This is a genomic window from Nocardia sp. NPDC056000, from assembly GCF_042269265.1.
In the GTDB taxonomy this organism is placed as follows: domain Bacteria; phylum Actinomycetota; class Actinomycetes; order Mycobacteriales; family Mycobacteriaceae; genus Nocardia.
In genome coordinates, this window is the sequence record NZ_JBHJXS010000002.1 from 130,834 (window position 1) to 155,327 (window position 24,494).

Annotated in this window: 23 protein-coding genes; 11 read left to right on the plus strand and 12 right to left on the minus strand. The window is 66.7% G+C overall.

The window, feature by feature from the left end; all coding sequences use genetic code 11:
• Positions 1-82: 82 nt before the first annotated feature.
• Positions 83-1,294: a Rieske 2Fe-2S domain-containing protein gene (locus tag ACFC4D_RS05680; RefSeq protein WP_375962468.1), complete on the plus strand. Its 1,212-nt coding sequence runs from the start codon at positions 83-85 to the stop codon at positions 1,292-1,294.
• On the plus strand, positions 1,294-1,623 hold the full coding sequence (locus ACFC4D_RS05685) for a hypothetical protein (RefSeq protein ID WP_364637774.1): 330 nt from the start codon (positions 1,294-1,296) through the stop codon (positions 1,621-1,623). The genes ACFC4D_RS05680 and ACFC4D_RS05685 overlap by 1 nt, the downstream gene beginning before the upstream one ends.
• Here the strand turns inward: ACFC4D_RS05685 and ACFC4D_RS05690 are convergent.
• Positions 1,620-2,030, minus strand: coding sequence for a cupin domain-containing protein (locus ACFC4D_RS05690; protein WP_376061951.1), 411 nt, complete (start codon positions 2,028-2,030; stop codon positions 1,620-1,622). The two genes, ACFC4D_RS05685 and ACFC4D_RS05690, sit on opposite strands and share 4 nt — an antisense overlap.
• A 20-nt stretch (positions 2,031-2,050) precedes the next feature.
• Complete coding sequence (locus ACFC4D_RS05695; protein ID WP_376061952.1) at positions 2,051-2,803, minus strand: DUF427 domain-containing protein; 753 nt, start codon at positions 2,801-2,803, stop codon at positions 2,051-2,053.
• Positions 2,804-2,888: 85 nt separating this feature from the next.
• On the opposite strand from ACFC4D_RS05695, the gene ACFC4D_RS05700 reads away from it, so the two are divergent.
• A complete protein-coding gene (locus ACFC4D_RS05700) occupies positions 2,889-4,286 on the plus strand; it encodes an amino acid permease (RefSeq protein WP_376061953.1) in 1,398 nt (465 codons plus the stop codon).
• A 15-nt stretch (positions 4,287-4,301) separates the two neighbouring features.
• Here ACFC4D_RS05700 and ACFC4D_RS05705 read toward each other — a convergent pair whose 3' ends face one another.
• The 7 genes from ACFC4D_RS05705 to ACFC4D_RS05735 all read right to left on the minus strand — a co-directional run bounded on the left by ACFC4D_RS05705 (position 4,302) and on the right by ACFC4D_RS05735 (position 11,991).
• The gene (locus ACFC4D_RS05705; RefSeq protein ID WP_375963870.1) at positions 4,302-4,625 is read right to left on the minus strand and encodes a heavy metal-binding domain-containing protein; all 324 of its coding nucleotides are present in this window, start codon (positions 4,623-4,625) and stop codon (positions 4,302-4,304) included.
• A gap of 186 nt (positions 4,626-4,811) precedes the next feature.
• A complete protein-coding gene (locus ACFC4D_RS05710) occupies positions 4,812-6,059 on the minus strand; it encodes an MFS transporter (protein WP_375963873.1) in 1,248 nt (415 codons plus the stop codon).
• A gap of 177 nt (positions 6,060-6,236) precedes the next feature.
• Positions 6,237-7,280: an acyl-CoA dehydrogenase family protein gene (locus tag ACFC4D_RS05715; RefSeq protein WP_376061954.1), complete on the minus strand. Its 1,044-nt coding sequence runs from the start codon at positions 7,278-7,280 to the stop codon at positions 6,237-6,239.
• 40 nt (positions 7,281-7,320) lie between these two features.
• Positions 7,321-8,388, minus strand: a complete 1,068-nt coding sequence (locus ACFC4D_RS05720) for an acyl-CoA dehydrogenase family protein (RefSeq protein WP_376061955.1) — start codon at positions 8,386-8,388, stop codon at positions 7,321-7,323.
• A 16-nt stretch (positions 8,389-8,404) separates the two neighbouring features.
• The gene (locus ACFC4D_RS05725; RefSeq protein ID WP_376061956.1) at positions 8,405-9,535 is read right to left on the minus strand and encodes an acyl-CoA dehydrogenase family protein; all 1,131 of its coding nucleotides are present in this window, start codon (positions 9,533-9,535) and stop codon (positions 8,405-8,407) included.
• Positions 9,536-10,447, minus strand: a complete 912-nt coding sequence (locus ACFC4D_RS05730) for an enoyl-CoA hydratase (protein WP_364637796.1) — start codon at positions 10,445-10,447, stop codon at positions 9,536-9,538.
• Positions 10,444-11,991 carry a FadD3 family acyl-CoA ligase gene (locus ACFC4D_RS05735; RefSeq protein ID WP_376061957.1) on the minus strand — a complete coding sequence of 516 codons (1,548 nt, stop codon included), beginning with the start codon at positions 11,989-11,991 and terminating at the stop codon, positions 10,444-10,446. The genes ACFC4D_RS05730 and ACFC4D_RS05735 overlap by 4 nt, the downstream gene beginning before the upstream one ends.
• Before the next feature lie 70 nt (positions 11,992-12,061).
• On the opposite strand from ACFC4D_RS05735, the gene ACFC4D_RS05740 reads away from it, so the two are divergent.
• The 6 genes from ACFC4D_RS05740 (at position 12,062) to ACFC4D_RS05765 (ending at position 18,940) form a co-directional block, all read left to right on the plus strand.
• Entirely contained in the window at positions 12,062-13,282 is a 1,221-nt protein-coding gene (locus tag ACFC4D_RS05740) for an acyl-CoA dehydrogenase family protein (protein ID WP_376062246.1), read from the plus strand.
• A complete protein-coding gene (locus ACFC4D_RS05745; RefSeq protein WP_375962489.1) occupies positions 13,279-14,073 on the plus strand; it encodes an SDR family oxidoreductase in 795 nt (264 codons plus the stop codon). The genes ACFC4D_RS05740 and ACFC4D_RS05745 overlap by 4 nt, the downstream gene beginning before the upstream one ends.
• A gap of 305 nt (positions 14,074-14,378) precedes the next feature.
• A complete protein-coding gene (locus tag ACFC4D_RS05750) occupies positions 14,379-15,068 on the plus strand; it encodes a hypothetical protein (RefSeq protein ID WP_375962491.1) in 690 nt (229 codons plus the stop codon).
• 44 nt (positions 15,069-15,112) lie between these two features.
• Positions 15,113-15,721, plus strand: coding sequence for a TetR/AcrR family transcriptional regulator (locus tag ACFC4D_RS05755; RefSeq protein WP_375962493.1), 609 nt, complete (start codon positions 15,113-15,115; stop codon positions 15,719-15,721).
• 96 nt (positions 15,722-15,817) lie between these two features.
• Positions 15,818-16,969, plus strand: coding sequence for an acetyl-CoA C-acetyltransferase (locus tag ACFC4D_RS05760; protein WP_375963876.1), 1,152 nt, complete (start codon positions 15,818-15,820; stop codon positions 16,967-16,969).
• A gap of 141 nt (positions 16,970-17,110) precedes the next feature.
• Entirely contained in the window at positions 17,111-18,940 is a 1,830-nt protein-coding gene (locus ACFC4D_RS05765; RefSeq protein ID WP_376061958.1) for a multicopper oxidase family protein, read from the plus strand.
• Here the strand turns inward: ACFC4D_RS05765 and ACFC4D_RS05770 are convergent.
• Entirely contained in the window at positions 18,930-19,790 is an 861-nt protein-coding gene (locus tag ACFC4D_RS05770) for a putative PEP-binding protein (protein WP_376061959.1), read from the minus strand. The genes ACFC4D_RS05765 and ACFC4D_RS05770 overlap by 11 nt on opposite strands.
• Positions 19,791-19,871: 81 nt before the next feature.
• Here ACFC4D_RS05770 and ACFC4D_RS05775 point away from each other — a divergent pair, with 81 nt between their 5' ends.
• Positions 19,872-20,465 (plus strand): YbaB/EbfC family nucleoid-associated protein, encoded by a 594-nt coding sequence (locus ACFC4D_RS05775; protein ID WP_376061960.1) that lies wholly within the window; start codon positions 19,872-19,874, stop codon positions 20,463-20,465.
• Positions 20,466-20,557: 92 nt separating this feature from the next.
• Complete coding sequence (locus ACFC4D_RS05780) at positions 20,558-21,937, plus strand: uracil-xanthine permease family protein (RefSeq protein WP_376061961.1); 1,380 nt, start codon at positions 20,558-20,560, stop codon at positions 21,935-21,937.
• Position 21,938: 1 nt separating this feature from the next.
• Here ACFC4D_RS05780 and ACFC4D_RS05785 read toward each other — a convergent pair whose 3' ends face one another.
• Both ACFC4D_RS05785 and ACFC4D_RS05790 read right to left on the minus strand, forming a co-directional pair.
• Positions 21,939-23,369 carry an FtsW/RodA/SpoVE family cell cycle protein gene (locus ACFC4D_RS05785; RefSeq protein WP_375962506.1) on the minus strand — a complete coding sequence of 477 codons (1,431 nt, stop codon included), beginning with the start codon at positions 23,367-23,369 and terminating at the stop codon, positions 21,939-21,941.
• A 15-nt stretch (positions 23,370-23,384) separates the two neighbouring features.
• Positions 23,385-24,482: a hypothetical protein gene (locus ACFC4D_RS05790; protein WP_376061962.1), complete on the minus strand. Its 1,098-nt coding sequence runs from the start codon at positions 24,480-24,482 to the stop codon at positions 23,385-23,387.
• Positions 24,483-24,494 lie beyond the last annotated feature (12 nt).

The following is a 24,494-nucleotide window of genomic DNA, read 5'->3' on the forward strand; positions in this document are numbered from 1 at the left end:
TTTGTCCATTGATTGGACGAACAACTGGCGTGAAGCGCCGCATTTTTGTAACGTGTTCTAGTACTTCCAGAGGAGGATCACGATGTCAACAACCCCACCGGGGCCCCGTGGGAAGGTTCGCGAGATCGATGTGGGTGCGATGCCCACCCGCTACGCCCGGGGCTGGCATTGCCTGGGACTCGCCAGCACCTTCCGCGACGGCAAGCCGCACTCGGTTCAGGCCTTCGGTACCAAGCTGGTCGTCTTCATGGACAGCAAGGGCGATCTGAAGATCCTCGACGGCTACTGCCGGCACCTCGGCGGCGACCTGTCCATGGGTGAGGTCAAGGGCGATTCCATCGCCTGCCCGTTCCACGATTGGCGCTGGGGCGGCGACGGCAAGTGCACGGGCATTCCCTATGCTCGGCGCGTACCGCCGCTGGCTCGCACCCGCTCGTGGACCACGCTCGAGCGCAATGGTCAGCTGTTCGTCTGGCATGACCACGAGGGCAGCAAGCCCACCGACGAGGTGACGATTCCGTACATCGACGGGCCGTTCCAGGACAAGGACGGCAACGCTCTCGAGCAGCTGTCCGGCGACTGGACCGAGTGGACCTGGCACTCGATGCTCATCGAGGGCGCGAACTGCCGCGAGATCATCGACAACGTCGTGGATATGGCGCACTTCTTCTATATCCACTACGCCTTCCCGACGTACTTCAAGAACGTTCTCGAGGGTCACGTCGCGACGCAGTTCCTGGAGACCAAGGGGCGTCCGGATATCGGTGCCGCCGCGGAGGCCGGGATCGATTCGCTGCTCAAGTCCGAGGCGTCCTACTTCGGTCCGTCCTACATGATCAATCCGCTGCTGAACAGCTACAGCGGTTTCGAGGTCAAGACGGTGCTGATCAACTGCCACTACCCGGTCACGCAGGATTCGTTCGTGCTGCAGTGGGGTGTCACGCTGGAGAAGCCCAAGGGCCTCCCCGATGAGCAGGCCGCGGGCTTCGCGCGCAAGATGACCGACGGCGTCTCCGAGGGCTTCCTGCAGGACGTCGAGATCTGGAAGCACAAGTCCAAGATCGACAATCCGCTCCTCACCGAGGAGGACGGCCCGGTTTACCAGCTGCGCCGCTGGTACGACCAGTTCTACGTGGACGTCGCCGATATCGATCCGAAGTCGCAGCAGCGCTTCGAATTCGAGGTCGACACCACCAAGGCCAATGAGGCCTGGGGCATCGAGGTCGAAGAGAACATGCGCAAGAAGCGCGAAGCCGCCGAAGCCGCAGCGGCTTCCGAGGAGGCGAGCGTCTGATGACCGCCTGGGCGAAGGCACCCGATTTCGCGGACCGTCCGGAGCGGCGGGCGCAGGTGCGCGCCCAGACGGTGCTGGACAAAGAGCACTACATGGAATCCGGGATGACACCGATCGCGTGTGCGTCCTGCGGCACCGAGGTGCTGGTGCGCAAGCACAGCAGCAACCAGAAAACCGTGCAGTGGACGGTCAATCCGGCCGAACACTGCCCGGTATTCCGCAAGATGGCCGAGGCCGGTCCGACCTTCGGCAAACCGGATTCCTGCCCGAACCTCGAGAAGACCATCGACCACGCCGTGGCCGAGGGCCTGCTCGAAATAGACGACTAGTCCAGACGGAAGTCGGCGAAGTCGAAACCCGGTGCGACGACACAACTCACCAGCACGTAGTCGTCGCCCGCCGGACGGGCGGCCTGGCTCACACCGCCGGGAATCACCGCCTGGGGCCGCTGCCCCTGCTCGACATCGGGTCCGAGGACGATCTCCTCGCCCCCGATGTTCAGCAGCAGCGGGCCGCCCCGATGCCAGAACCAGATCTCATCCGAGCGCACCGTATGCGGCGCGGATTTCTCACCCGGCAGCAGCAGGAAATAGATGGCCGTCGCGCTGGAGCGCGGGCCCCCATAGCCTTCGGGCTCGAATTCGACCGCACTGCGCCAGGTTTCCCGGTACCAGCCGCCCTCGGGGTGCGGGGCCATATCCAATTCCGCTGCCAGCTTCGGCCTTTCGATGCTCATGGCATCCACAGTAGGTCCCGTCAGCTGAACGGTGAGTCGGGTCGTTCCTCGCGCACGCCGTCCACCCAGATGTCGACCTTCTCGTTGTAGAAGCTGGCGAAGCCCGCGATCTTCTGACTCTCCGCGGTGGGTGTGCGGTAGATCCAGACGATGTCGGGGTAGATGTCCTCGCCGAGCTGCACGCTCCAGTATTCGGCGTTGCCCTTGTACGGGCAGAGCGTCGTGGTGTCGGAGTCCTCGAGCAGGTCCAGGCGGATATCGGTGAGCGGCAGGTAGTAGCGCGCGGGCAGCCCGGTCTCGAACAGGATGCGCGGGTTGCGGGATTCGGCCACGGTCTGCCCGGCGATCTCGACGCGGATATGCCGGGAACTGGAGAGGATGTCGACCCGATGGAAGGGGTCGCGGGGATGACCGTAGATCGGCTCGTCCTCTTCGAACCAGGCGTCCATGGCCTTGGGCTCGAGACGGACCAGATCCTGTAGTTCGGGGGTGGGGGAGTCGAGGTAGCGGACCGCGGCACCCGGGGCGGTATGGCCGTCGGCGATGACATCGAAGCCGACGGGGGTGCCGAGATGATTCGCGGTGCGGGTATCGCCGGTCGGCTCGAGTTTGACCCGCAACTCATCGGCCGGGAAGTAATAGGTGGGGAAGTAGGCGTGCTCCCACACCAGCCTGGACTTGATGGTGTCGACGGCCAGTTGACCGCCCAGATAGACGCGTACTCGTTTGGCGCACGGCAGCACGCGCACCTGATCCGTCTTCGTTTCGGACATACCTCCCGAAGGTACTCCGAAGTGGAAGGAGCAGGCCCGCTATGGTGTTCGGGCAACAACCGGGCAACAACCTGAAGGCGGCCAGATGTCGGAAACGCTCAGCACCGAGCAGCAGGGACTGCGGACCGGGCTGCGCCGCCGCCATATGACCATGCTCGCCATCGGCGGCGCGATCGGCGCGGGCCTGTTCGTCGGCAGCGGTTCGGTCATCGGCACCGCCGGGCCCGCCGCCATCCTCTCCTACGCGGCCGCCGGACTGCTGGTGCTCTGCGTCATGCGGGCGCTCGGCGAAATGGTGGTCGCCCGCCCGGTCGCGGGCTCACTCGCCGAATACGCGCGCATGTCGATGGGTCCGTTCGCCGGATTCACCATCGGCTGGCTGTACTGGTACCTCTACGTCATCCTGGTCGGCGCGGAAGCCGTCGCGGGCGCGGCCATCCTGTCGAATTGGATCGAGCTGCCGCAGTGGGTGCTCTCGGCCGCACTGCTCACCCTGATGACCGCGGTCAATCTGGTGTCGGTGAAATCGTTCGGCGAGTTCGAATTCTGGTTCGCCTCGATCAAGGTCGTGGCCATCGTGCTGTTCCTGGTGATCGGCGCGGCCTGGGTCTTCGGCCTGTGGCCGGATGCCGAGAGCGGTTTCGGCAACCTCACCGCATTCGGCGGTTTCGCGCCCAACGGCATCACCGGCATCTTCTCCGCCATCGTGATCGTCATGTTCGCCTTCGGCGGCACCGAGATCGTGACGGTCGCGGCCGCGGAATCGAAGGAGCCCGGCCAGGCCGTGGCCCGGGCCACCAATAACGTGCTGTGGCGGGTCGGCCTGTTCTACGTGGCCTCGATCTTCCTGGTGGTGACCATCCTGCCGTGGAATGACGCCCACGTACTACAGAGCCCGTTCGTCAGCGCCCTGGACCATATGGGCATCCCCGCCGCGGGCACCATCATGCAGGTCGTCATCCTGACAGCCGTTCTCTCCGTGCTGAATTCGGCCATCTACGTCTCCTCCCGCATGCTCTACGTCCTCACCCGTGACGGAGACGCCCCCGCCGCCCTGGTCACCGTGAACCGGCGCGGTGTCCCGGCCCGCGCGGTCCTGCTCGGCACGGTCGCGGCATGGGGCGCGGTCATCGCCTCCTACGTCTCGCCCGACCAGGTCTTCACCTTCCTGGTGAACTCCATCGGCGTCGTCCTGGCCTTCGTCTACGTGGCGATCATGCTCTCCCAGTTGCGTTTACGCGCTCGCCTCCGCCGCGAGGACCCCTCCGCGCTCACCTATCGCATGTGGGGCTACCCGTACATCTCCTGGGCCGTGATCATCGCCATCCTGGCGGTCTTCGTGGCCATGGCGGCCAACCCCGATCAGCGAAACCAATTGCTGGCCTCCACAATCAGCCTCCTGGTCGTGGCCGCCCTCTATCCGCTGCGCAAACGCTTCGGTAGGAAGCCGCCCGTTCACGAGGTGGAAGTGCTGCGGCACTGAGCATTCGGGGCCTGTCTACTCGATGGGCTCCAACAGGACGGCCGTGCCGTAGGCGGCGACTTCGCTCATGGTGTTGGCGATCTCATTGCAGTCGAAGCGCATGGCGATCACGGCGTTCGCGCCGAAATACATGGCGTGCTGGCACATTCGCATGACCGCCTCGTGGCGCGACTGATAGAGCAGCTGCGTGTATTCGTGGATCTCACCGCCGCCGAGGGCGCGAAATCCGGCGCTGAAGTTCGCGCCGAGGCCGCGACTGCGCACCGTGAGCCCCGCCACCTCGCCGAAGACCCGCACCACTTTGCTCCCGGGAACGTCGTTCATCGTCGACACGAGAATCGGGAACTGCGGTGCGGGCTGCTGCGGCGGTTGCTGTTGCTGCGGTGCCTGCTGGTACGGCTGACCCTGTTGCGGGTGCGGGAACTGCTGCGGCGGCATGGGCTGATTCATGCGCGGATCGTACGACGTCAGCGGGTATGCCGGGAGTGCGCGAAGGTGAAGGATTCGTGTCGCGCCGATGCGCGCTCAGTCCTCGCCGAGGGTGATGGCCTGGGCCTCAGCCGGGGTGTGCGCGCCGGGTGCGCGAGTGTCCATGTGCGCCAGCAGACTCCGGCCGGAGACCAGGACGACCACGGCGGCGGCGGTGCAGGCCGCGCCGACCCAGAACGGCAGCGCCATATGGTGTTCGCCGAGCTTGCCCGCCAGGTAGGGGGCGGCCGCACCGCCCGCGAAGCGGACGAAGCTGTAGGCGGCCGAGGCGGTGGCGCGCTCCACGGGGGCCGATTCCATGACGGCCTCGGTGATCAGGGTGTTGTTCACCCCGAGGAACAGGCCCGAGATCACGGTGCCGATCACCAGGACCGGCTTGTGGTCGGCGAACGCGGCCATGACGCCCAGATCCACCGCGAACAGCGCCAGCGATAGCGCCATCATGCGCACGGTTCCGAAGGCGCGCTGCAGTTTCGGAGCCAGGAAGACCGAGGAGAACGCGAGCAGCAGACCCCAGCCGAAGAAGATGAAGCCGATGGAATAGGTGCCCATGTTCAGCGGGAACGGGGTGTAGGCGAGCAGGGTGAAGAAGCCGTAGTTGTAGAGCAGCGCGGTGACGCTGACCAGTAGCAGACCGGGATAGGCGAGGGCCTTGAACGGTGCCGTGATGGAGGTCGGCTTGGCGGGTTTCGGGGCCTCGGGCAGTAGCACCACCAGGGCGATGAAGGCGATGGCCATCAGCACCGAGACGCCGAAGAACGGTGCGCGCCAACTGAAGTGGCCGAGGAAGCCGCCGACCAGCGGTCCGGTCGCGATGCCGATGCCGAGCGCCGCCTCGTACAGGATGATGGCGCGGGCGGTGCCCCCGCTGGCAGCGCCGACAATGGTGGCGAGCGCGGTCGCGATGAACAGCGCATTGCCGAGCCCCCAGCCCGCGCGGAAGCCGACGATCTGGCTCACGGTGCCGGAACCGCCTGCGAGAGCGGCGAATACGACAATGATGGCCAGACCCGCGAGCAGGGTCTTCTTCGCGCCGAAGCGGCTGGAGATGACACCGGTGATCAGCATGGCCAAGCCCGTGACCAGCATGTAGCTGGTGAACAGCAGCGTCACCTGGGACGGTGAGGCGTGCAGTTGTTCGCCGATCGGCTTAAGAATGGGATCGACCAGGCCGATCCCCATGAACGCGATGACCGAGGCGAAGGCCACGGCCCATACGGATTTGGGTTGTTTGGTTTCTCCGGTGCTGGCAGGTCCGTCGATGGCGGGCCGCGTAACCGACATTGTGCTCAAGGCCAGTTCCTCATCTAGGAGTGCGGTTGGTTCGCAGCTGCTCCCTAGATTGTTGCACAAGCTAACTAAATAGTTAACAAGGCTAAGGATATTTTCGGGTGAAATAACGCACAAGGCCGGGACCAGCGCTTTTGCGCCGATCCCGGCCTGAGTCGAGGGGTTCTCCGCTTACGCCGGACGGGCCAGCGGACGGGCCGGGGTGCCGAACAGCTGGGCGTCACCGTGCGCGCGCTTGAAGAACAGGTGCGCGTCGTGCTCCCACGTGATGGCGATGCCGCCGTGCAGCTGCACGGTCTCCGAGACCACCGAATTGAGCGTGGCGGTGGCGTGAATGCGGGCCGAGGCCACATCGACGGCTTCGGCGGTGCCGTTCGCAAGTTCGGCGATGGCCAGGTAGGCGACCGAGCGGGTGGACTCCACCAGCACGTACATATCCGCCATGCGGTGCTTGAGAGCCTGGAAGCTGCCGATCGGGCGACCGAACTGCACCCGGGACTTGCTGTACTCGACCGTCATGTCCAGGCAGCGCTCGGCAGCGCCGAGCTGCTCGGCGGTCACTGCGGCCCAGGCGATTTCGCGCAGGCGCGACAGATCGACCGTGCCCAGCGCACGCGCCGGGGCCGAAGCGAACTCGATGGTGGTCAGGCGACGGGTCGGATCCATGGTGGGCACGACCGTGCGGGTGACGCCGTCGGCCGCGCCGTCGACCTCGTAGAGGCCATCGGCGGTGAGCACCAGCAGGGTGTCCGCGTACGCACCATCCAGGACGTAATGGGCGGTGCCGGAGACGGTTTCGCCCTCGGCGCGGACGCCGAAGGAATCCCAGCCGGACGGACCGGCCCAGCACAGCGCCAGGGTGCGCACACCCTCGGCGACCTCGGGCAGCAGCCGCTCATTGGCTTCGGCGTCACCCGCCAGCAGCAGCGCCTGCACACCCAGCACGGCGGAACCGAGCATGGGCGGTGCGGACAGCGTGCGGCCCAATTCCTCTACCACCAGCAGGGATTCGACCAGGCCGACGCCGACGCCGCCGAACTCCTCCGGAATGGCGAGCGCCGCGACGCCCACCTGCTCGCACAGCAGCTTCCACAGTTGTTCGTCATAGCCGCGCTCGGCTTCCAGCCCGCGCCGCATGGCCGCGCTGTCGCCGTGCTTGGCCAGCACCGCGCGCACGGTCCCGGCGAGTTCCTGCTGCTCAGCCGTAATGCTCATGCGTCGGCTCCCATCGTGTCGTGCCGTAGCTGAAGGTGGTTCACGCCGCCGCACCCGCGCGCAGGGCGGCGGCGATGCGGGCGCGGTGGAAAGCCGGTGTGCCCCAGGCGGAACGGAGCGCGGTGACCTTGGTCAGCCACAGCGACAGATCGAATTCGGCGGTGTAGCCGATCGCGCCGTGCACCTGCAGGCCGATGCGCGCCGCCTGGTACGCCGCTTCACCGCAGGCCAGTTTGGCCGCGGAGATATCGCGGGCGCGAGTGGTGGCGTCCGCTCCGGCCTCGAGGGTGAGGGCGGCGCGGTAGAGCAGCGGCTGCGCCATCTCCAGGGCGATGGAGACATTGGCCAGGTGATGCTTAATGGCCTGGTACTGGCCGATCGGCTTGCCGAACTGCTGGCGCTGTTTGACGTAGTCGACGCTGGTGTCGAGCAGGGCGCGGCCCGCGCCGAGCAGCTGCGCGGCGGCGGCCAGGGCGGCGGAATCGAAAGCCAGATCGATTGCGGCGCCGACGCCTTCGCCCTCGGCGAGCACCGACTCGGCGGTCACCGGGAACAGGCGGCGGGCCGCGTCGACGGACTTGGCCTGCGCACCGGCGATGGCGAGGGAAACCCGATCACCCGCGGCGAGCAGCACCAGGTCGGCGATATCGGCGTCCAGTGCGACCGGCGTGCCGGAGGCGGCGAGCGCGCTGGCTCCGGCCGTCGCGGCGGCCGCGCCACCCGCGTCGGGACCGATGGCGATGGTGCCCAGCTTCGCGCCCTCGGCGAACTGCGGCAGCCATTCCGCCGCTGCGGCCGCATCCGGAAGTGCCTGCAGCAGTGCGGGAATCGCGGCGGCGGTCTCCACCAGCGGTCCCGGCACGGCGGCCCGGCCGATTTCGGTGAAGGCCACGATCAACTCGACCGGGCCCGCGCCGAAGCCGCCGTTGTCCTCGGTGATGGTCAGGCCCAGCGCACCGGCCTCGGCGAGCTGGCTCAGCAGCGCCCGGCCGGACGCGGAATCGCCCGCGCCCCAGGCGCGTACGACGCCGGGCGTCTTGGCCGCCTCGCCCATTTTGCGCAGGCTGGCGGCGAAATCGATTTGTTCAGCGGTAAGTGCGAATCGCATGTCGTCCTCCGGGTGACTAGCGCGGCAGCCCGAGCAGGCGTTCGGCGATGATATTGCGCTGGATCTCATTGGTACCGGCGTAGATCGGGCCCGCCAGCGAGAACAGGAAACCGTCGGTCCAGGCCGACTCCTGTTCGGCCGCGGCACCGTGCAGATCCAGTGCGGTCTCGTGCATGGCGATATCGAGGTCGGACCAGAAGACCTTGTTCACCGAGGATTCCGCGCCCAGCTGACCGCCGTCGGCGAGCCGGGTGACGGTGGCCCAGGTGTTCAGGCGGTACGCCTCCGCACCGACCCAGGCGTCGACGACCTGATCGCGCAGCGCGGTATCGGATTCGTCGGCGACGGTGCGCCACAGGTCGATCAGCTTATCGGCGGTGGCATTGAACCGGCCGGGGGAGCGCAGTGAGAGCCCGCGCTCATTACTGGAGGTCGCCATGGCGACCTTCCAGCCGTTATTGGCCTCACCGATGACATCGGCGTCCGGCACGAACACATTGTCGAGGAAGATCTCCGCGAACCCGGGCTCGCCGTCCAGCTGCGGAATCGGCCGCACCGTAATGCCTTCGGCAGTCAGCGGGAACATCAGATAGGTGAGTCCCTTGTGCCGCTGCGCTTCCGGATCGCTGCGGAACAGCCCGAAACCCCAGTCCGCGAACGAGGCCCGCGAGCTCCAGGTCTTCTGGCCGTTGAGAATCCAGCCGCCCTCGGTGCGCTTGGCGCTGGAGCGGATACCGGCGAGATCGCTACCGGCCTCCGGCTCCGACCAGGCCTGCGCCCAGATGTCATCCGCGCGAGCCATTCTCGGCAGAATCCGGGCCAGCTGCTCCGGCGAACCGTGCTCGAACAGGGTCGGCGCGAGCAGGAAGATGCCGTTCTGCGATACCCGGCCGGGCGCTCCGGAGGCGTAGTACTCCTCCTCGAACACCACCCATTCGGTCAGCGACGCGTCCCGGCCGCCGTATTCGGCGGGCCAGGCGACACAGGACAACCGAGCCTCGGCCAGCTTGGCTTCCCAGGCTCGGTGCGCCTCGAAGCCCTCCTCGGTGTCCATCGACGGCAGTGGCGTCGCGGGCACGTTGGCGGCCAGGAACTCGCGCACCTCGGCGCGGAATTCCTCTGTCTTGGCGTCGAATTCGAGATCCACTTACTTCGCCCCGTTCTTTCCTGCGGCATCTGTGGTTGTGGCGGTGGCCTTCATGGACTTGGCGTTCATCCCGCCCAGCGAGTCCGCACCGACCTCGGCATTGTGCGCGTGCGCGAAGTGGTGCAGCCCGAACACCGAATCCATGCCCGCGCGCATACCCATCAGGTCCTCGCACTGGTTGACGGCCTTCTTGGTCAGCGCCAGGCCGAATTGCGGCATGGCCGAGATCTTCTCGGCCAGCGCGAAGGTTTCGGTCTCCAGATCCTCGCGTGCGACAACGCGATTCACCATGCCCCACTCGTAAGCCTGTGCGGCGGTGAAGCGGTCACCGGTGAACAGGATCTCCTTGGCGCGGCGGGGTCCCAGCACCCACGGGTGCGCGAAGTACTCGACACCCGGAATGCCCATGCGCACAACCGGATCGGAGAAGAACGCGTCCTCGGAGGCGACGATCATGTCGCACGACCAGGCCAGCATGAGCGCGCCCGCGATGCACGCGCCCTGCACCATGGCGATGGTCGGCTTGGGGATCTCCCGCCAGCGCCGGCACATGCCCAGGTAGACCTCGGACTCGCGCGCGAACCGCTGATCGCCGCCGGGCCGATCGGTGTGGTCCCACCACAGCGCGGCCTGGTTCTCGTACTTGATGTGGTGATCGCGCCCCGGCGTACCGATATCGTGCCCGGCGCTGAAATGCTTTCCGGCCCCGGCCAATACGATCACCTTGACCTCGGCGTCCTCGACCGCGCGCACGAAGGCGGCATCGAGCGCGTAGGTCATGACCGAGTTCTGCGCGTTGCGGTAGTCCGGCCGATTCAGCGTGACGACCGCGACCGGCCCCCGCTTCTCGTAGAGGACGACCTCGCCCTCATCGGGAATGGGCCCCGGATCAACACTGTCGTGTGCGCTCACGCCTTCTCCTCACGTAGTTGCCGCTTGAGGACCTTGCCCGCGGCGCTGTAGGGCAGCTGATCGCGGAACTCGACGAACCGCGGAACCTTGAAATTGGCGAGCAGCGTCTTGGCATGCGCCAGTACGTCTTCGGCGGTCAGTTCGACGCCCGGCTTGCGCACCACGAACACCTTGCCGACCTCGCCCATGCGCTCGTCCGGCACACCGATGACCGCGGTCTCGGCGACCCCGTTCAACCGCGCCATGGCCTGCTCCACCTCGGCGGGATACACATTGAAGCCGCCGGAGATGTACATGTCCTTGAGCCGGTCGGTGATCTTCACATAGCCGCGGTCGTCGATCACCGCGACATCGCCGGTGTGCAGCCAGCCGTCCCGGTCGATGGTGTCCGCGGTGGCCTGCGCGTCATCGAGGTAGCCGACCATGATCTGCGAACTGCGCAGCAGCAGTTCACCATTGTCGGCCAGGTTCACCTCGAAACCGTCGATGGCGCGGCCGCAGGTATTGGCGATGGTCTCGGCCGAATCCTCGGGACGGCACATGAGCCCGAACCCGCCGGATTCGGTCTGCCCGTACGCGGTCAGCACCACATCGAATTTCAGCTCGCTGCGCATTCTCTCGATCAGCACGACCGGTACGGTGGCCGCGCCGGTGACCGCGACCCGCAGCGTGGACAGATCCGCCTCGGCGCGCGCCGGATGTTCGAGAATGGTCTGGAAGATCGTCGGCGGCCCGGTCAGCACGCTGATCCGCTCATCGTGGATCAGTCGCATGGTCTCGGGCACATCGAAGGTGGCCTGCGGAATGATGTGCGCGCCGGTGACCAGCGCGGCGAGAATGCCCGCCTTGTAACCGAAGCTGTGGAAGAACGGCGGCACCACCAGATAGCGGTCATCGCTGCTCAGGGTGGCGCAGTCGGCCCAGGCGCGGGCGCTGGTGAGCGCCTTACCGTGCGAGATCAGCACGCCCTTGCTGCGCCCGGTGGTGCCGGAGGTGAACAGGATGTCCGAAAGATCTTCCGCCCGAATCGATTCCGCGCGCGCGATGGCATCCTCGAGGCTGACCGCCTCGGCCAGCTTCGGCAGTTCGGACCACGCGATGGCGTTTTCGACGATCTCTTCCCGCTCAGCGGGAATGACGATGACGGTGTCGATGACCAATTCCGGTGCGTCCGCGCGCAGTTCGGCGAGGCGGTCGCGGCCCAGGAAGGTGCCGGCGATGAACAGCGCCTTGGCCTCCACCCGGCCGAGCACATCGGCGGCCTCATCGGCCACGTACCGCGTGTTCAACGGCACGATCACCGCGCCGACATAGTGGGTGGCCAGTACCGCGGTCACCCAGTGGTGCGTATTCGGAGCCCAGATGCCGATCTTGTCGCCGCGTTGCACACCGCGCGCGATCAGTACGCGTGCGGTCTCACGGACCGAGTCGAGCAGTTGTGCCCAGCTCAATCGCACGGCACCGTCGGACACGGCGGGTGCGGAACCGTGTGCGTTCGCGGCGGCGTGCAGCGCGAGCGGAGTGGTCTGCGGTGGGGATGTCACGGCGTCTCCGAGCGTCCGGGAATGGGTCTAACAAAGCAAGTGCTTGGTAGGTTACTCTACGGAGGTGAGCATGATCCAGACCCCCGAACCGGCCAGTGGGAACACCTCTCACGAGGACGCCGCATTCCGCACCGAAGTGCGGGAATGGCTGGCCGAGAACCTGAACGGACAGTTCCGCGAACTGCGCGGTCTGGGTGGTCCCGGGCGCGAGCACGAGGCTTTCGAGGAGCGTCTCGAATGGGACCGCGCCCTCGCCGCCGCCGGACTGACCTGCCTGGGCTGGCCCAAGGAATGGGGCGGCCGCGACGCCACCCTTGCGCAGCAGGTCATCTTCCACGAGGAATACGCCAAGGCCGACGCACCCAGCCGCGTCTCGCACCTGGGCGAGGAACTGCTCGGCCCGACCGTGCTGGCCTTCGGCACCGAGGAGCAGAAGCGCCGCTTCCTGCCCGGTATCCGCAATGTCACCGAACTCTGGTGCCAGGGCTACTCCGAACCCGGCGCGGGCTCCGATCTCGCCGCGGTGAGCACCTCGGCGTACCTGGACGGCGACGAATGGTCCATCACCGGACAGAAGGTGTGGACCTCGCTGGCGCATCTGTCCGACTGGTGCTTCGTGGTCGCGCGCACCGAGAAGGGTTCGACCCGCCATCACGGCCTGTCCTACCTCCTGGTGCCCATGAAACAGCCGGGCGTCGAGGTGCGGCCGATCATCCAGCTCACCGGGACCGCGGAATTCAACGAGGTCTACTTCGACAATGCCCGCACCGCCGCCGATCTGGTGGTCGGCGCGCCCGGCGACGGCTGGAAGGTCGCCATGGGCACGCTCACCTTCGAGCGCGGCATCTCCACCGTCGGCCAGCAGATCCGCTACGCCCGCGAACTCGCCGACCTCGAGGCCGTCGCCCGCAAGAACGGCGCACTCGAAAACGCCGTCATCGCAGACCGTTTCGACAAGGCGTGGGTCGGACTGCGGGTGCTGCGCGCACACGTGCTGCGCACCCTGGAGTCCGGGCACGACGGTGCGGCCGTCGACGCCCGCACCGCCGCCGGATCGGCCTCGGTGACCAAACTGCTGTGGGCCAACTGGCATCGCGATCTCGGCGAGCTCGCCATGGACGTACTCGGTGCGCCCGGCCTGATCGCCGATGCCGAGGGCGATGACCTCAATGCCTGGCAGCGGCTCTTCCTCTTCACTCGCGCGGACACCATTTACGGCGGTTCGAACGAGGTGCAGCGCAACATCATCTCCGAGCGTGTGCTCGGACTTCCCCGAGAGGCTCGTCCGTGACCGACCTGTCCGTCGCCCCTGAAATCACCCCCGGCCATAACCTGCTGGCCGGAAAGGTCGCGGTCGTGACCGCCGCCGCCGGAACCGGCATCGGCTCGGCCACCGCGCGCCGCCTGCTGTCCGAGGGCGCGGACGTCGTCGTCTCCGACTGGCACGAGCGTCGCCTGAAGGAGACCGAGGAAGCGCTCCAGGCCGAATTCCCGGACCGCAGAGTCGCTTCCGTGCCCTGCGATGTCAGCTCGACCGAACAGGTCGATCAGCTCATCACCGGTGCGGTCGCCGCGTTCGGGCGGATCGACGTGATGGTCAACAATGCCGGGCTCGGCGGTGAGACCCCCGTCGTCGATATGACCGACGAGCAGTGGGACAAGGTCATCGACATCACGCTGAACGGCACGTTCCGCGCTACCCGGGCCGCGCTCAAGTACTTCCGCGAGGCGGGCCACGGTGGCGTCATCGTCAATAACGCCAGCGTGCTCGGCTGGCGCGCGCAGCACGGGCAGGCGCACTACGCCGCCGCCAAGGCGGGCGTGATGGCGCTGACCCGCTGCTCGGCCGTCGAGGCCGCCGAATACGGGGTGCGCATCAATGCCGTCGCGCCGAGCATCGCCCGGCACGCGTTCCTGGACAAGGTCACCTCGGGTGATCTGCTGGATCGCCTGGCTGCCGGTGAGGCCTTCGGCCGGGCCGCCGAGCCGTGGGAGGTGGCCGCCACCATCGCCATGCTGGCCAGCGATTACACCACCTACCTGACGGGTGAAGTGGTTTCCATTTCCAGTCAGCGTGCCTGATTAGGCGCGGTGCTTCCGATTTCGGTTGAACGCAACCAATTCGGATATCCGCGGTGATGTGGAAAGCCGTGTCACCCGGTTGCGGTATTTTTCACCGGCACGCCAGATATGGGCGTGCCGGTGCGTTTTTCGGGGTCTGAACGCTGCCTGAATTATCGGCGGCGCAAAATGGCTGGGGCGCGGATCGGCCCGTTGTGCAATCCTGGTTTAGGCCGGTTCCGCATAGTCGAAGGGCGCGACCCATGGGTCCGGATCGCCGACAACAACAAGCCACAGAAGAACCCAATCCCGAGGAACTCGAGTTGGTGCGCGAGGTGGTTCTCGCGCGCCGCCGACTCGACAATGTCGTTATGGCCGCGCTCACCCTGGGCGCGGAATTACTCGACCACGATTCCGAACGCGCCACCGCCATGCGCGCGGCGCAGATACTCGAACAGCATGCCGTCGACGAGGGCGAGATCCTGCGGGATCCGCGAGCAGCCCTGCGCCGGGACCTGATCCGCGATCGGGAGCGAGCCCGTCGCATCGGATTGGCCCGCGAATCCTGGCATCCGCTGTCCGAGGCCGAACAGCACCGCCGAAAACAGACCGAGCTCCTCCGCGAAGTGCGCTCGGACCTGCTCGAGGTGGTGCGCACCTGCGGCCGCGTGCATTACGACCGCACCACCTTCGCCGACGGCATAGCCAAGGGCCTGTGCGCCGCCACCGACAAACTCGTCGAAGGCGCCGATATGGAGACCTATCGCGCCTGGCAGCGCGGCATGGTCCTGAAAATCACCGAGGAACCCGCCCACGACGACACCCCGGCCCGCGTCATGGCCACCGTCGACGCCGGCCCCGGCCTCGAACCCCTCACCGTCGAATGGGACAGCCCCGAACGAAGATTGGCCCTCGTAGCCCGCATGGCCCGCGCCGGAATCTCCCCGATAATCATCTGCGACAGGCTGCTGGCAGATTTGTCGGTGTCATCACCGCTTCGGTACTCCGTCAGATAAACCCGGACTCGACCAAGCAAATGCTTGGTTGTATATTGGGCTTCGTGACCCCACCCCAGGAGCCTTCGAAGTCGGCACGTCGTAGCGAGCTGCTCGGCCTGGCCGCCAGCCTGTTCGCCGAACGAGGTCTGCGCGCCACCACGGTTCGCGATATCGCCGACGCCGCGGGGATTCTATCCGGGAGTCTCTACCACCACTTCGATTCCAAAGAAGCGATGGTGGACGAAATTCTGCGCGGGTTCCTCGACGACCTCTTCGGCCGCTACCGCGAGATCGTCGGCTCCGGCCTGAGCGCCCGCGACACCCTCGAAGCCCTGGTGATCGCGTCCTACGAATCGTTCGACCAGTGGCACGCCGCCGTCGCCATTTACCAGGCCGAGGCCAAACGGCTCAGCGGCACACCACGATTCGAATATATCGACGAGTACAACCGTGAGTTCCGCGAACTCTGGTACCAGGTGCTCACCAATGGCGTGGCCGACGGCAGTTTCCGCCCGGAAATGGATATCGAACTGGCCTACCGGTTCCTGCGCGACACCGTATGGGTCTCGGTGCGCTGGTACCAGCCCGGCGGCCGGATCACCGTCGACAACCTCGCCAAGCAATACCTGACCATCGTGCTCGACGGGCTCACCAGCCCCGACGCGCGATAGTCCCACCGCCACAGGCTCTCTCCGAGCCACAGCACAGCCCGCAGTCAGCAGTAGGAGCAGATCATGTCAGCACCGTCCCGCCGCCAGTATTCGCCCATGCGTGAGGCGTATGTGATCGATTCCGTGCGCACCCCGGTGGGCAAGCGGGGCGGTTCGCTCGCCGCCGTGCACCCGGCCGATCTGGGCGCGGCGGCGCTGCGCGGGCTGATGGGCCGCACCGATCTCGATCCGGTGGCAGTGGACGATGTGGTGTTCGGCTGCTGCGACACCGTCGGCCCGCAGGCCGGAAATATCGCTCGCACTTCATGGTTGGCGGCGGGCTACCCCGAATCGGTGCCCGGTGTGACCGTGGACCGGCAGTGCGGTTCCTCGCAGCAGGCCATCACCTTCGGCGCGCAGGCCATCATGTCCGGCACCTCGGAAATCATTGTGGCGGGCGGCATTCAGAATATGAGCGCCATCCCGATCTCGGCGGCCATGCTCGCGGGCCAGGCGTACGGGTTCGACTCCCCGTTCGTCGGCGCGCAGGGCTGGGATCACCGCTACGGCACCGGTGAAGTGTCGCAGTTCAATTCGGCGCACATGATCGCCGAGAAGTGGGATATCTCCCGGGTGGACATGGAGGAGTGGGCGCTGCGCAGCAATGAGCGCGCCCGCAAGGCCATCGTCGACGGCCGCTTCGACCGCGAGATCGTGCCGGTCGGCGATTTCTGGATCGACGAGTGCCCGCGCGAGACCACCATGGAGAAGATGGCCGGGCTCAAGCCGCTCGCCGAGGGCAGCCGCGTCACCGCCGCGCTCGCCAGCCAGATCTCCGACGGCGCGGCGGCCACGCTGCTCGCCTCGGATTGGGCGGTGCAGGAGTACGGGCTCACCCCGCGCGCCCGCATCCACCATGTCAGCGCGCGCGGCGCGGATCCGATCTACATGCTCACCGCGCCGATTCCGGCCACCAAGTGGGCGCTGGAGAAGACCGGCCTGACCATCGACGATATGGATGTCATCGAGATCAACGAGGCGTTCGCCTCGGTGGTGCTGGCCTGGATCAAGGAGACCGGCGCGAACCCGGACAAGGTCAATGTCAACGGCGGCGCGATCGCGCTGGGCCATCCGCTCGGCGCGACCGGCGCGAAGCTGTTCGCCTCGCTGCTCAATGAGCTGGAGCGGGTGAACGGGCGCTACGGCCTGCTCACCATCTGCGAGGGCGGCGGCACCGCCAACGTCACCATTATCGAGCGCCTGGGCTAATACCCGCTCCGATCCGGCCGATAGTCCCGTTGCGTAACGAAAGCGACGCGGACGCGGCAATCTCGAGGATTCACGCCGAAGAATCGGGATAGTCGAAAACGAGCCCGGCGCACCCGCCGGGCCGGGCGGATCGACGAGGATATGAACGAGAACCTGCCGAGACGGGGGTTCCTACTCGGGACTCTCGGTGCGGTGGGCTTCGGCCTGATGGCGAAGGCGGCGGCCGCTCCGTCGCCGCTGCCACCGCCGCCCGTCCCGATTCCACCGCTGCCCGCACCGGTCGTCACACCGCTCAACTATCACTCGCCCGCATTGCAGCCGTTCGTGGACGAGCTGCCCATACCCGAGACGCGCGCGGCCGCAGGGGAATTGGCGGCTGTTTCCGGTGTGCACCGTTATCACCGGGATCTACCGGAAACGCGCAGTTGGGGTTTCGGTCGGCCGGTGCTCGGACCGAATCTGGAGGCGCGACGGGATCGGGTGGCGCGCATCGCGTTCCGCAATGAACTCGGCACCCATGTGCTCGCCCCGCACGTCGATTTGACCATGCACGGGGTGACCGAACTGGATCGCACCGATCCGCGGTTCACCGTGCACCTGCACGGCGGGGCGAACGCGCCAGATGACGACGGGCATCCGCTCATCGCCTGGCGCAATGGGGGCGGACCCACATTCAGCTACGCCAATCGGCAAGAGGCCGCGACACTCTGGTACCACGACCACGCGATGGGCATCACGCGGTTGAACATTCAGGCCGGACTGGCCGGAATGTATTACCTGCGGGACGAATTCGATACCGGTCGCGCGGACAACCCGCTCGGGTTGCCCAGCGGCGAGTTCGAGCTACCGCTGATCGTGCAGGACCGGACCTTCAATGCCGACGGCAGTCTGCAACCCATGGTCGGCACCTATATTCCGCAGGGGTTCAATCAGTCCGGGCAGGTCGGGGATGTGGCCTGCGTGAACGGTATGGCCTGGCCCCGGCTCCAGGTGCGGCGGACGCTGTACCGGTTCCGGCTGTTGAACGGATCCAATTCGCGCCCATACATTTTCGAGTTCTCCAACGGCATGCCGTGCTGGGCCATCGGGACCGATCTGGGACTGCTGGACGCGCCCGTGCCCACACCGTCCATTCGGGTGAGCCCGGGGGAGCGGGTGGATCTGCTGGTCGACTTCAGCGCCTTCGGTGACGGGACGACCGTCGATCTGATCAATACCGCCCGAAATGATTTGGGCAACACCGTTTTCATGGTGCCGGAGCTGCGGCCGATCATACGGTTCACGGTGGCGGGGGACGGACCGGCCGCCGCGATTCCGGCGCGGCTGCGCGGTGGCGCCGGACTGCCCGACGCGCTGCCGCCGCTCGGGCCGCCGGAATCGGTGCGCACGGTGACGCTCATCGGGCTCAATGACGATTCGCGGGCGGCGGCGGTGTTCCCGACCCTGATGTCGCTCAACAATCTCGCGTTCCTGAGCGACGATGTCGATATGGCGGCGGCGGGTGCGGTCGAGCAGTGGGACATCGTCAATACGACTCCGTTCGACCACCCCATTCACCTGCATCTGGCGCGAATGCGGGTGATCGGCCGCCAGCCCATCCTGACCTCGGCCTACTGGTTCGCCAATCTGCCGCCCGCGTTCGGCATCCGATGGGCGCCGTCGGCCGACGAGTACGCCATCGGACCGCAACAGGGCCCGCCGCCTTGGGAATTCGGCTGGAAGGACACCGTCGAATGCCCCACCGACACCATTACCCGGGTGCTGGTGCACTGGCCCGCGGTCGATGAGCTGGGCTTCGACCCGGACGTCGCACTGACCGTCCCGCCCGGGGCCGAGGCCATCGCGCCCGCGGAAATGGCCGGTATGGACCATGTTTCGGGCGCGGGCGAGATTCGCGGCTACGTCTGGCACTGCCACAATCTCGACCACGCCGATCACGACATGATGCAGCGCATTCGCGTCATGCCGTGACGGTGCGCCGCCGCTCGGCGATATCGCCCTGCGTCTTCGCCTTTATCTCCGTGAGCAATTCGAGCTCGGGCAGGTCGGCCCATTCCGCGCCGAACAGGCGCGGCAGATCGTGATAGTGCACCACGCATTCGTCGACACCGGCCGTGCGGCAGGCGTCGATCAGCTCGGCCGAAAGGTATCCGGCGACCGACAGTTCCACGCCGCGCCGCTCGGTTACCTTGCGTGCCAATGTGATCGCGGACATCACGCCGCCGGTGGGTGCCACACCCCGGGCGCGCAGCCGGGCGTCGACGAGCGAGGACAGATCGTTCACCCCGATCAGCGCGTGCTGTACGCCCGCGTCGATGAGGCGATCCAATTGCAAAAGCGCCGAAGGGGTTTCGATCATGGAGCCGATGCGCAATCCGGCCGCGCGTTCGCGGATCTCCGCCACCGCCCACTCGACCTCTTCGGGATCGGTCACGAAGGGCAGCAGCACCCCGAGACCGTCGTCCGCCGCGGCCACCCCGGTGATCTCCGCGCGGAAGTGCTCCGGAAACCGCCGCGCCCGCCGGATGCCGCGCATGCCGAGCAGCGGGAAGGTCTCATCGTCGACGACCTCCTCCACCCCCGCGAGCACATTCGCCTCGATGGTGGTGACCTCGGTGAACCGATACCAAACCGGTTGCCCCGCAGCCTGATCCACCACCTCGTGCAGATACGGCGTCAACAGCTCGCGCACCGATTCCGTCCCCGGATACCGACCCGCCCGCCGGAACACATACTCCCCGCGCACCAAACCCACCCCGGCGAACTTCCCCGCCAGCCGCGAGTCCAGCCGCTCCCCACTCAATGCCACGCTGATTCGCATCCGAAAAACCCTACGGCGTGTTGGGGTGCGAAGCTCGCCGAGCCGATGCGCACCGCCCTTTCCCGGCCTACCGTGGTGATCATGTCCAGGTCAGGGGAGGGCCGCTTCGAGGAGATAGCGCGCAAGGCCCGGCGCGTACAACAGTCCGTCGAACTAATCCGCGCCACCGCATCCACACCGGACGTGCGCATCGAGGTCACCGCCGACGGCCGCATCACCACCCTGCACCTAGCCGATCAAGCCCTGGCCCAAGCCATTTCGACCACTCACGAACTAGCGCACCGGAAAGCGTTGGCGCAGGCGGCCGAACAGCGTGGCGAACTGATCCACGATCCGGCCGTAGCCGCCCTGCTGCGCCGAATCCTTCAGGCCGAGCCGCCCGTCGCTGCCGGTTGTGCCGAGTCGGCGGGAGTGAGTCCCGGAGCCGTCGGGTACCTGCCGCCCGGCGCACTGAAAGGCGCTGACGGGCAAGGGAACCGCGGCAGTGCGTGGGGGTGGTCCGATCCGGGTGCGGCGGAGGCCGGCACCCTCGCGCGCAAGGGCGGCTCCGACCTCGACTCGGCGCGCAGGCAGGACGACACCGCGGCCGGTGGCGGTCGTCCGGTGGATGAGCGGCCGGATGCCAATCCCTATGCCCTGCCTCGGGCGGTGGCGCGGCGGTACGGGCTGAGGTAGGCCGCGCGGGCGCGTGTGGTGTCAGCTGGGGGTTTGCTCGGATTACTATTTGCCCGAATTGGTTTCCGGCCTCGGTAGAAAGCGGGCTGTTCATGGATTTGGGTGTCCGCTGGCGCGTGCACGGGGATGGGCGCACGCCCGCGCCGGGTGCGGTGGTCCGGCCCGATGAGCGTTTGTCCTGGCCTCGGACATTGGGGCTGGGCGCACAGCATGTGGTGGCCATGTTCGGGGCCAGTTTCGTGGCCCCGATCCTGATGGGCCTGGACCCGAATCTCGCGATCATGATGTCCGGGGTGGCCACGGCCATCTTCCTGCTCGCGACCAAGGGCCGGGTGCCGAGTTATCTCGGGTGCTCGCTGTCATTCGTGGGTGTCGCGGCGGTCATTCGGGCACAGGGCGGCGATAGCGCGACGGTTACCGGAGCCTGCCTCGCGGTCGGTGCGGTGCTGTTTCTCATCGGCCTGGCGGTGCAGCGGTTCGGGGCGCGCATCATTCACGCGGCCATGCCGCCGGTGGTGACCGGAGCCGTGGTCATGCTCATCGGTTTCAATCTCGCACCGGTGACCGCGTCCACCTATTGGCCGCAGGATCAGTGGACGGCCTTGCTGGTCATGCTGTTCACCGGGCTGGCGGTCGTCGCACTGCGCGGATTCTTCTCGCGCATCGCGATTTTCCTGGGCCTGGTGTTCGGATACGTCTTCTCCTGGCTGCTGGACCGGATATTCGGCAAGATCCACTCCGCCGACGGCACCGGCGCGGTCACCGATCACTGGCGGCTGGACCTGTCCGGTGTCGCGCACGCGGATTGGATCGGCCTGCCGCAGTTGCACGCGCCCTCGTTCGAATGGTCGGCGGTCCTGGTCGCGCTACCCGTGGTGATCGCGCTGGTCGCCGAGAACGCCGGACATGTGAAGGCCGTCGGCGAGATGACCGGCGACAATCTGGACGGCAAGCTGGGCACCGCCATCGCCGCCGACGGCGCGGCCTCGATGCTGTCCACCGCGGTGGGCGGTCCGCCCAACACCACCTATTCGGAGAATATCGGCGTCATGGCCGCCACCCGCGTCTATTCGACCGCGGCCTATTGGGCCGCAGCCGGTTTCGCGCTGCTGTTCGGACTGTGCCCGAAATTCGGTGCGGTGGTCGCGGCCATTCCGGGCGGTGTGCTCGGCGGTATCACCGTCATCCTGTACGGCATGATCGGCCTGCTGGGCGCGCAGATCTGGACCAATGCCGGTGTGGACCTTCGCAATCCACTCAATCTGGTGCCCGCGGCCGCCGGTCTGATCATCGGCATCGGCAATGTGAGCATGAAATTCACCGACACCTTCACGCTCAGCGGTATCGCGCTGGGCACGCTCGTGGTGATCACCGGGTATCACGTGCTGCGCCTGCTCGCTCCCGCGCATTACAAACAGGAGCCGCTACTCGACGAGGGCACCTCGTCCTACGACGAACCCTCCGGCAAATAGCTCACTGCGCCTTACCCAGCCACCGCCGCGAGACGTGCTGGGTCTGCGCCTCGGCGATCGCCACCGGCGGCCGGGGCGCGGGCGGCGGGGGAGCCGTGCGCGCATCGTGCGAGATCCGGATCAGCAGCGCCACGATGATGTAGTTCGCCAGCAGCGACGAACCGCCGTACGACATGAACGGCGTGGTCAGACCGGTCAGCGGAATCAACTTGGTCACCCCGCCCACCACCACGAACAGCTGCCAGCCGATGGAGAACGCCAGTCCGCCGCCGAGCAGTTTGCCGAACGCGTCCCGGGTGGCCAGCGCGGCTACGAAACCGCGCACGGTCAGAATCGCGAAAACCGAGATCACCGCGGCCAATCCGATCAGCCCGAGTTCCTCGCCGATGGTCGAGATGATGAAGTCGGTCTTGGCGAACGGCACCTCCTGCGGCCGCCCCGCGCCGATTCCGGTGCCGAGCAGCCCGCCGGTCGCCATGCCGAACAGCGCCTGCGAAATCTGGTATCCGGAGGTGTAATACGTGGCGAACGGGTCCTGCCACACCTCCACGCGCACCCGCACGTGCGGGAACGCCATATACGCGATGGTCGCGCCCACCGCGAACATGCTGAACCCGATGACCAGCCACGACACCCGATCGGTGGCGATATAGATCATCGCCAGCACGGTCCCGAACACCAGCAGCGAGAACCCGAGATTCTTCTCGTACATGAGCACCAGCAGCGACATGGCCGTCACCAGCAGCAGCGGGCCCAGATCGCGCAGGCGCGGGAAGGTCATGCCCAGGAATTGATGTCCCGCCGTGGTGAACAGCTCCCGATTCGCCACCAGGAACGAGGCCACGAAGATCAGCAGCAGTACCTTCGCGAACTCGCCGGGCTGAATCGAGAAGCCGTGCAGCAGAATCCAGCTCTTACCGCCGTTGACCTCGCTGTACTGCGCGGGCAGCAGCGCCGGGATGAGCAGTGCGCCCAGGCCCGCCAGCCCGCAGGTGTAACCGTATTCGGCGGGCCGGGTGTGATCGCGCACCACCAGCAGCACTCCGGCGAAGAGCACGATTCCGATTCCGGTCCAGATCAATTGGTGCGCGGCATCGCTGGATTGCGCACCGTTCTCCAGCGGATTCTCATGATCGAGCCGGTCGATGAGCACCAGCCCCAGCCCGTTCAGCAGCACCACGCACGGCAGCAGCACCGGATCCGCGCTGGGCGCCCACCGGCGCACCGCCAGATGCGCGGCGAGGGTGAGCCCGGCGAATATGCCGAGCGTGCTGATGGTGGTCGCGCCGCTTCCGGCCGACGCCGACAGGATCAGTGCCGCGAGTGCGGTAATGGCCACCGCACCGGCGCAGAGCGCCGCTTCCGCGCCTCGGAAGGCGCGCCCGGGCGAGCCGGCCGCATGCGAACTCTGCCGAAACCTGTTCACGCCCAACAGTAACGCGGTCGGTCAGGTGCGCGCAGCGAGAAGGTCGTTCCGGTCGGCGACCGCGCCGACTCCGGCGCGGGTGCGGTAGCGGATGAGCAACCAGAGCAGCAGCGCCTCCGCCAGCGCGGTGAAAACGGTCAGGAATTGACTGAAATAACTGGCCATCACATTGACCACGGTCAGCGAGATGACACTGGACCAGATGCCCAGGCGCACACCGAGTTCCTCGCGTCCGCGCAGCCACAGCACCGCGCCCACCGCGCAGCCGACACCGACCAGTATTTCGGCGACGGCGGCAATACCCAGGCCGGACAGCGACTTCCAGCCGCGATGCTGCGAAACGTCCAGCAGATGATCGAGTTCGGTCCACGGCATATGGCGGCCGGAGATGATGATGACCGCGAGCACCAGGTGCACCAGCGTCCATACCGCGTGGCCCAGCAGCACGATGATCAAGACAATGCGGAGCAGCGGCAGCGGAAGCAGATGGCGTTCCAGCCATTCCAGCCTGGCCTCCCGGCGAATCTGCGGTTCGGGCCGGGTGTCCGGATGCGCGGTGTTCAGATAGCTGGTCAGCGCGTCCGTGAGCTTGCACAGATCGGGACTGAAACCGGTGCGGTCCACCGACTTCAGCTCGGTGAGCAGGGTGGTGCGCTCATCGGCGCTCATGCGGTCGCCGGTCAGTTGGCCGATCGCGACCGTCACCTCACCGAGCACCAGCAGCGGCGGGCGATGGCGGTGCCGTGCAGCAAACAGGGCGACCGCGGTGATCAGCAGAAAGGCCAGGTAGATGATCGGGGCGGCGAGTGGGAAGAAGTAATTGTTATCGGCGGTGATGAACTTGCCGACCTCGTCGATGAACAGGCCCAGCCCGACGCCCGCCAGCGCCGCCGCGGTGGTCAGGGATGATCGCGAGGAGGTGAGCAGCAGCATCAGACAGGCGATCACCAGCAGCAACCCGCCGAACAGCGCGTGCGCGATGTGATAGGTGCTGCCGCCGATCTTCGGATAGCCCGCCGCCATCAGATACAGGCGCGTGATCACCACGGTCACGCCGAAGCAGACGGCCATCACGGTGACCAACCGGCCTGCCTCGGGACGCCATCGAATTCTTGTCACCCGCGTGCCGAA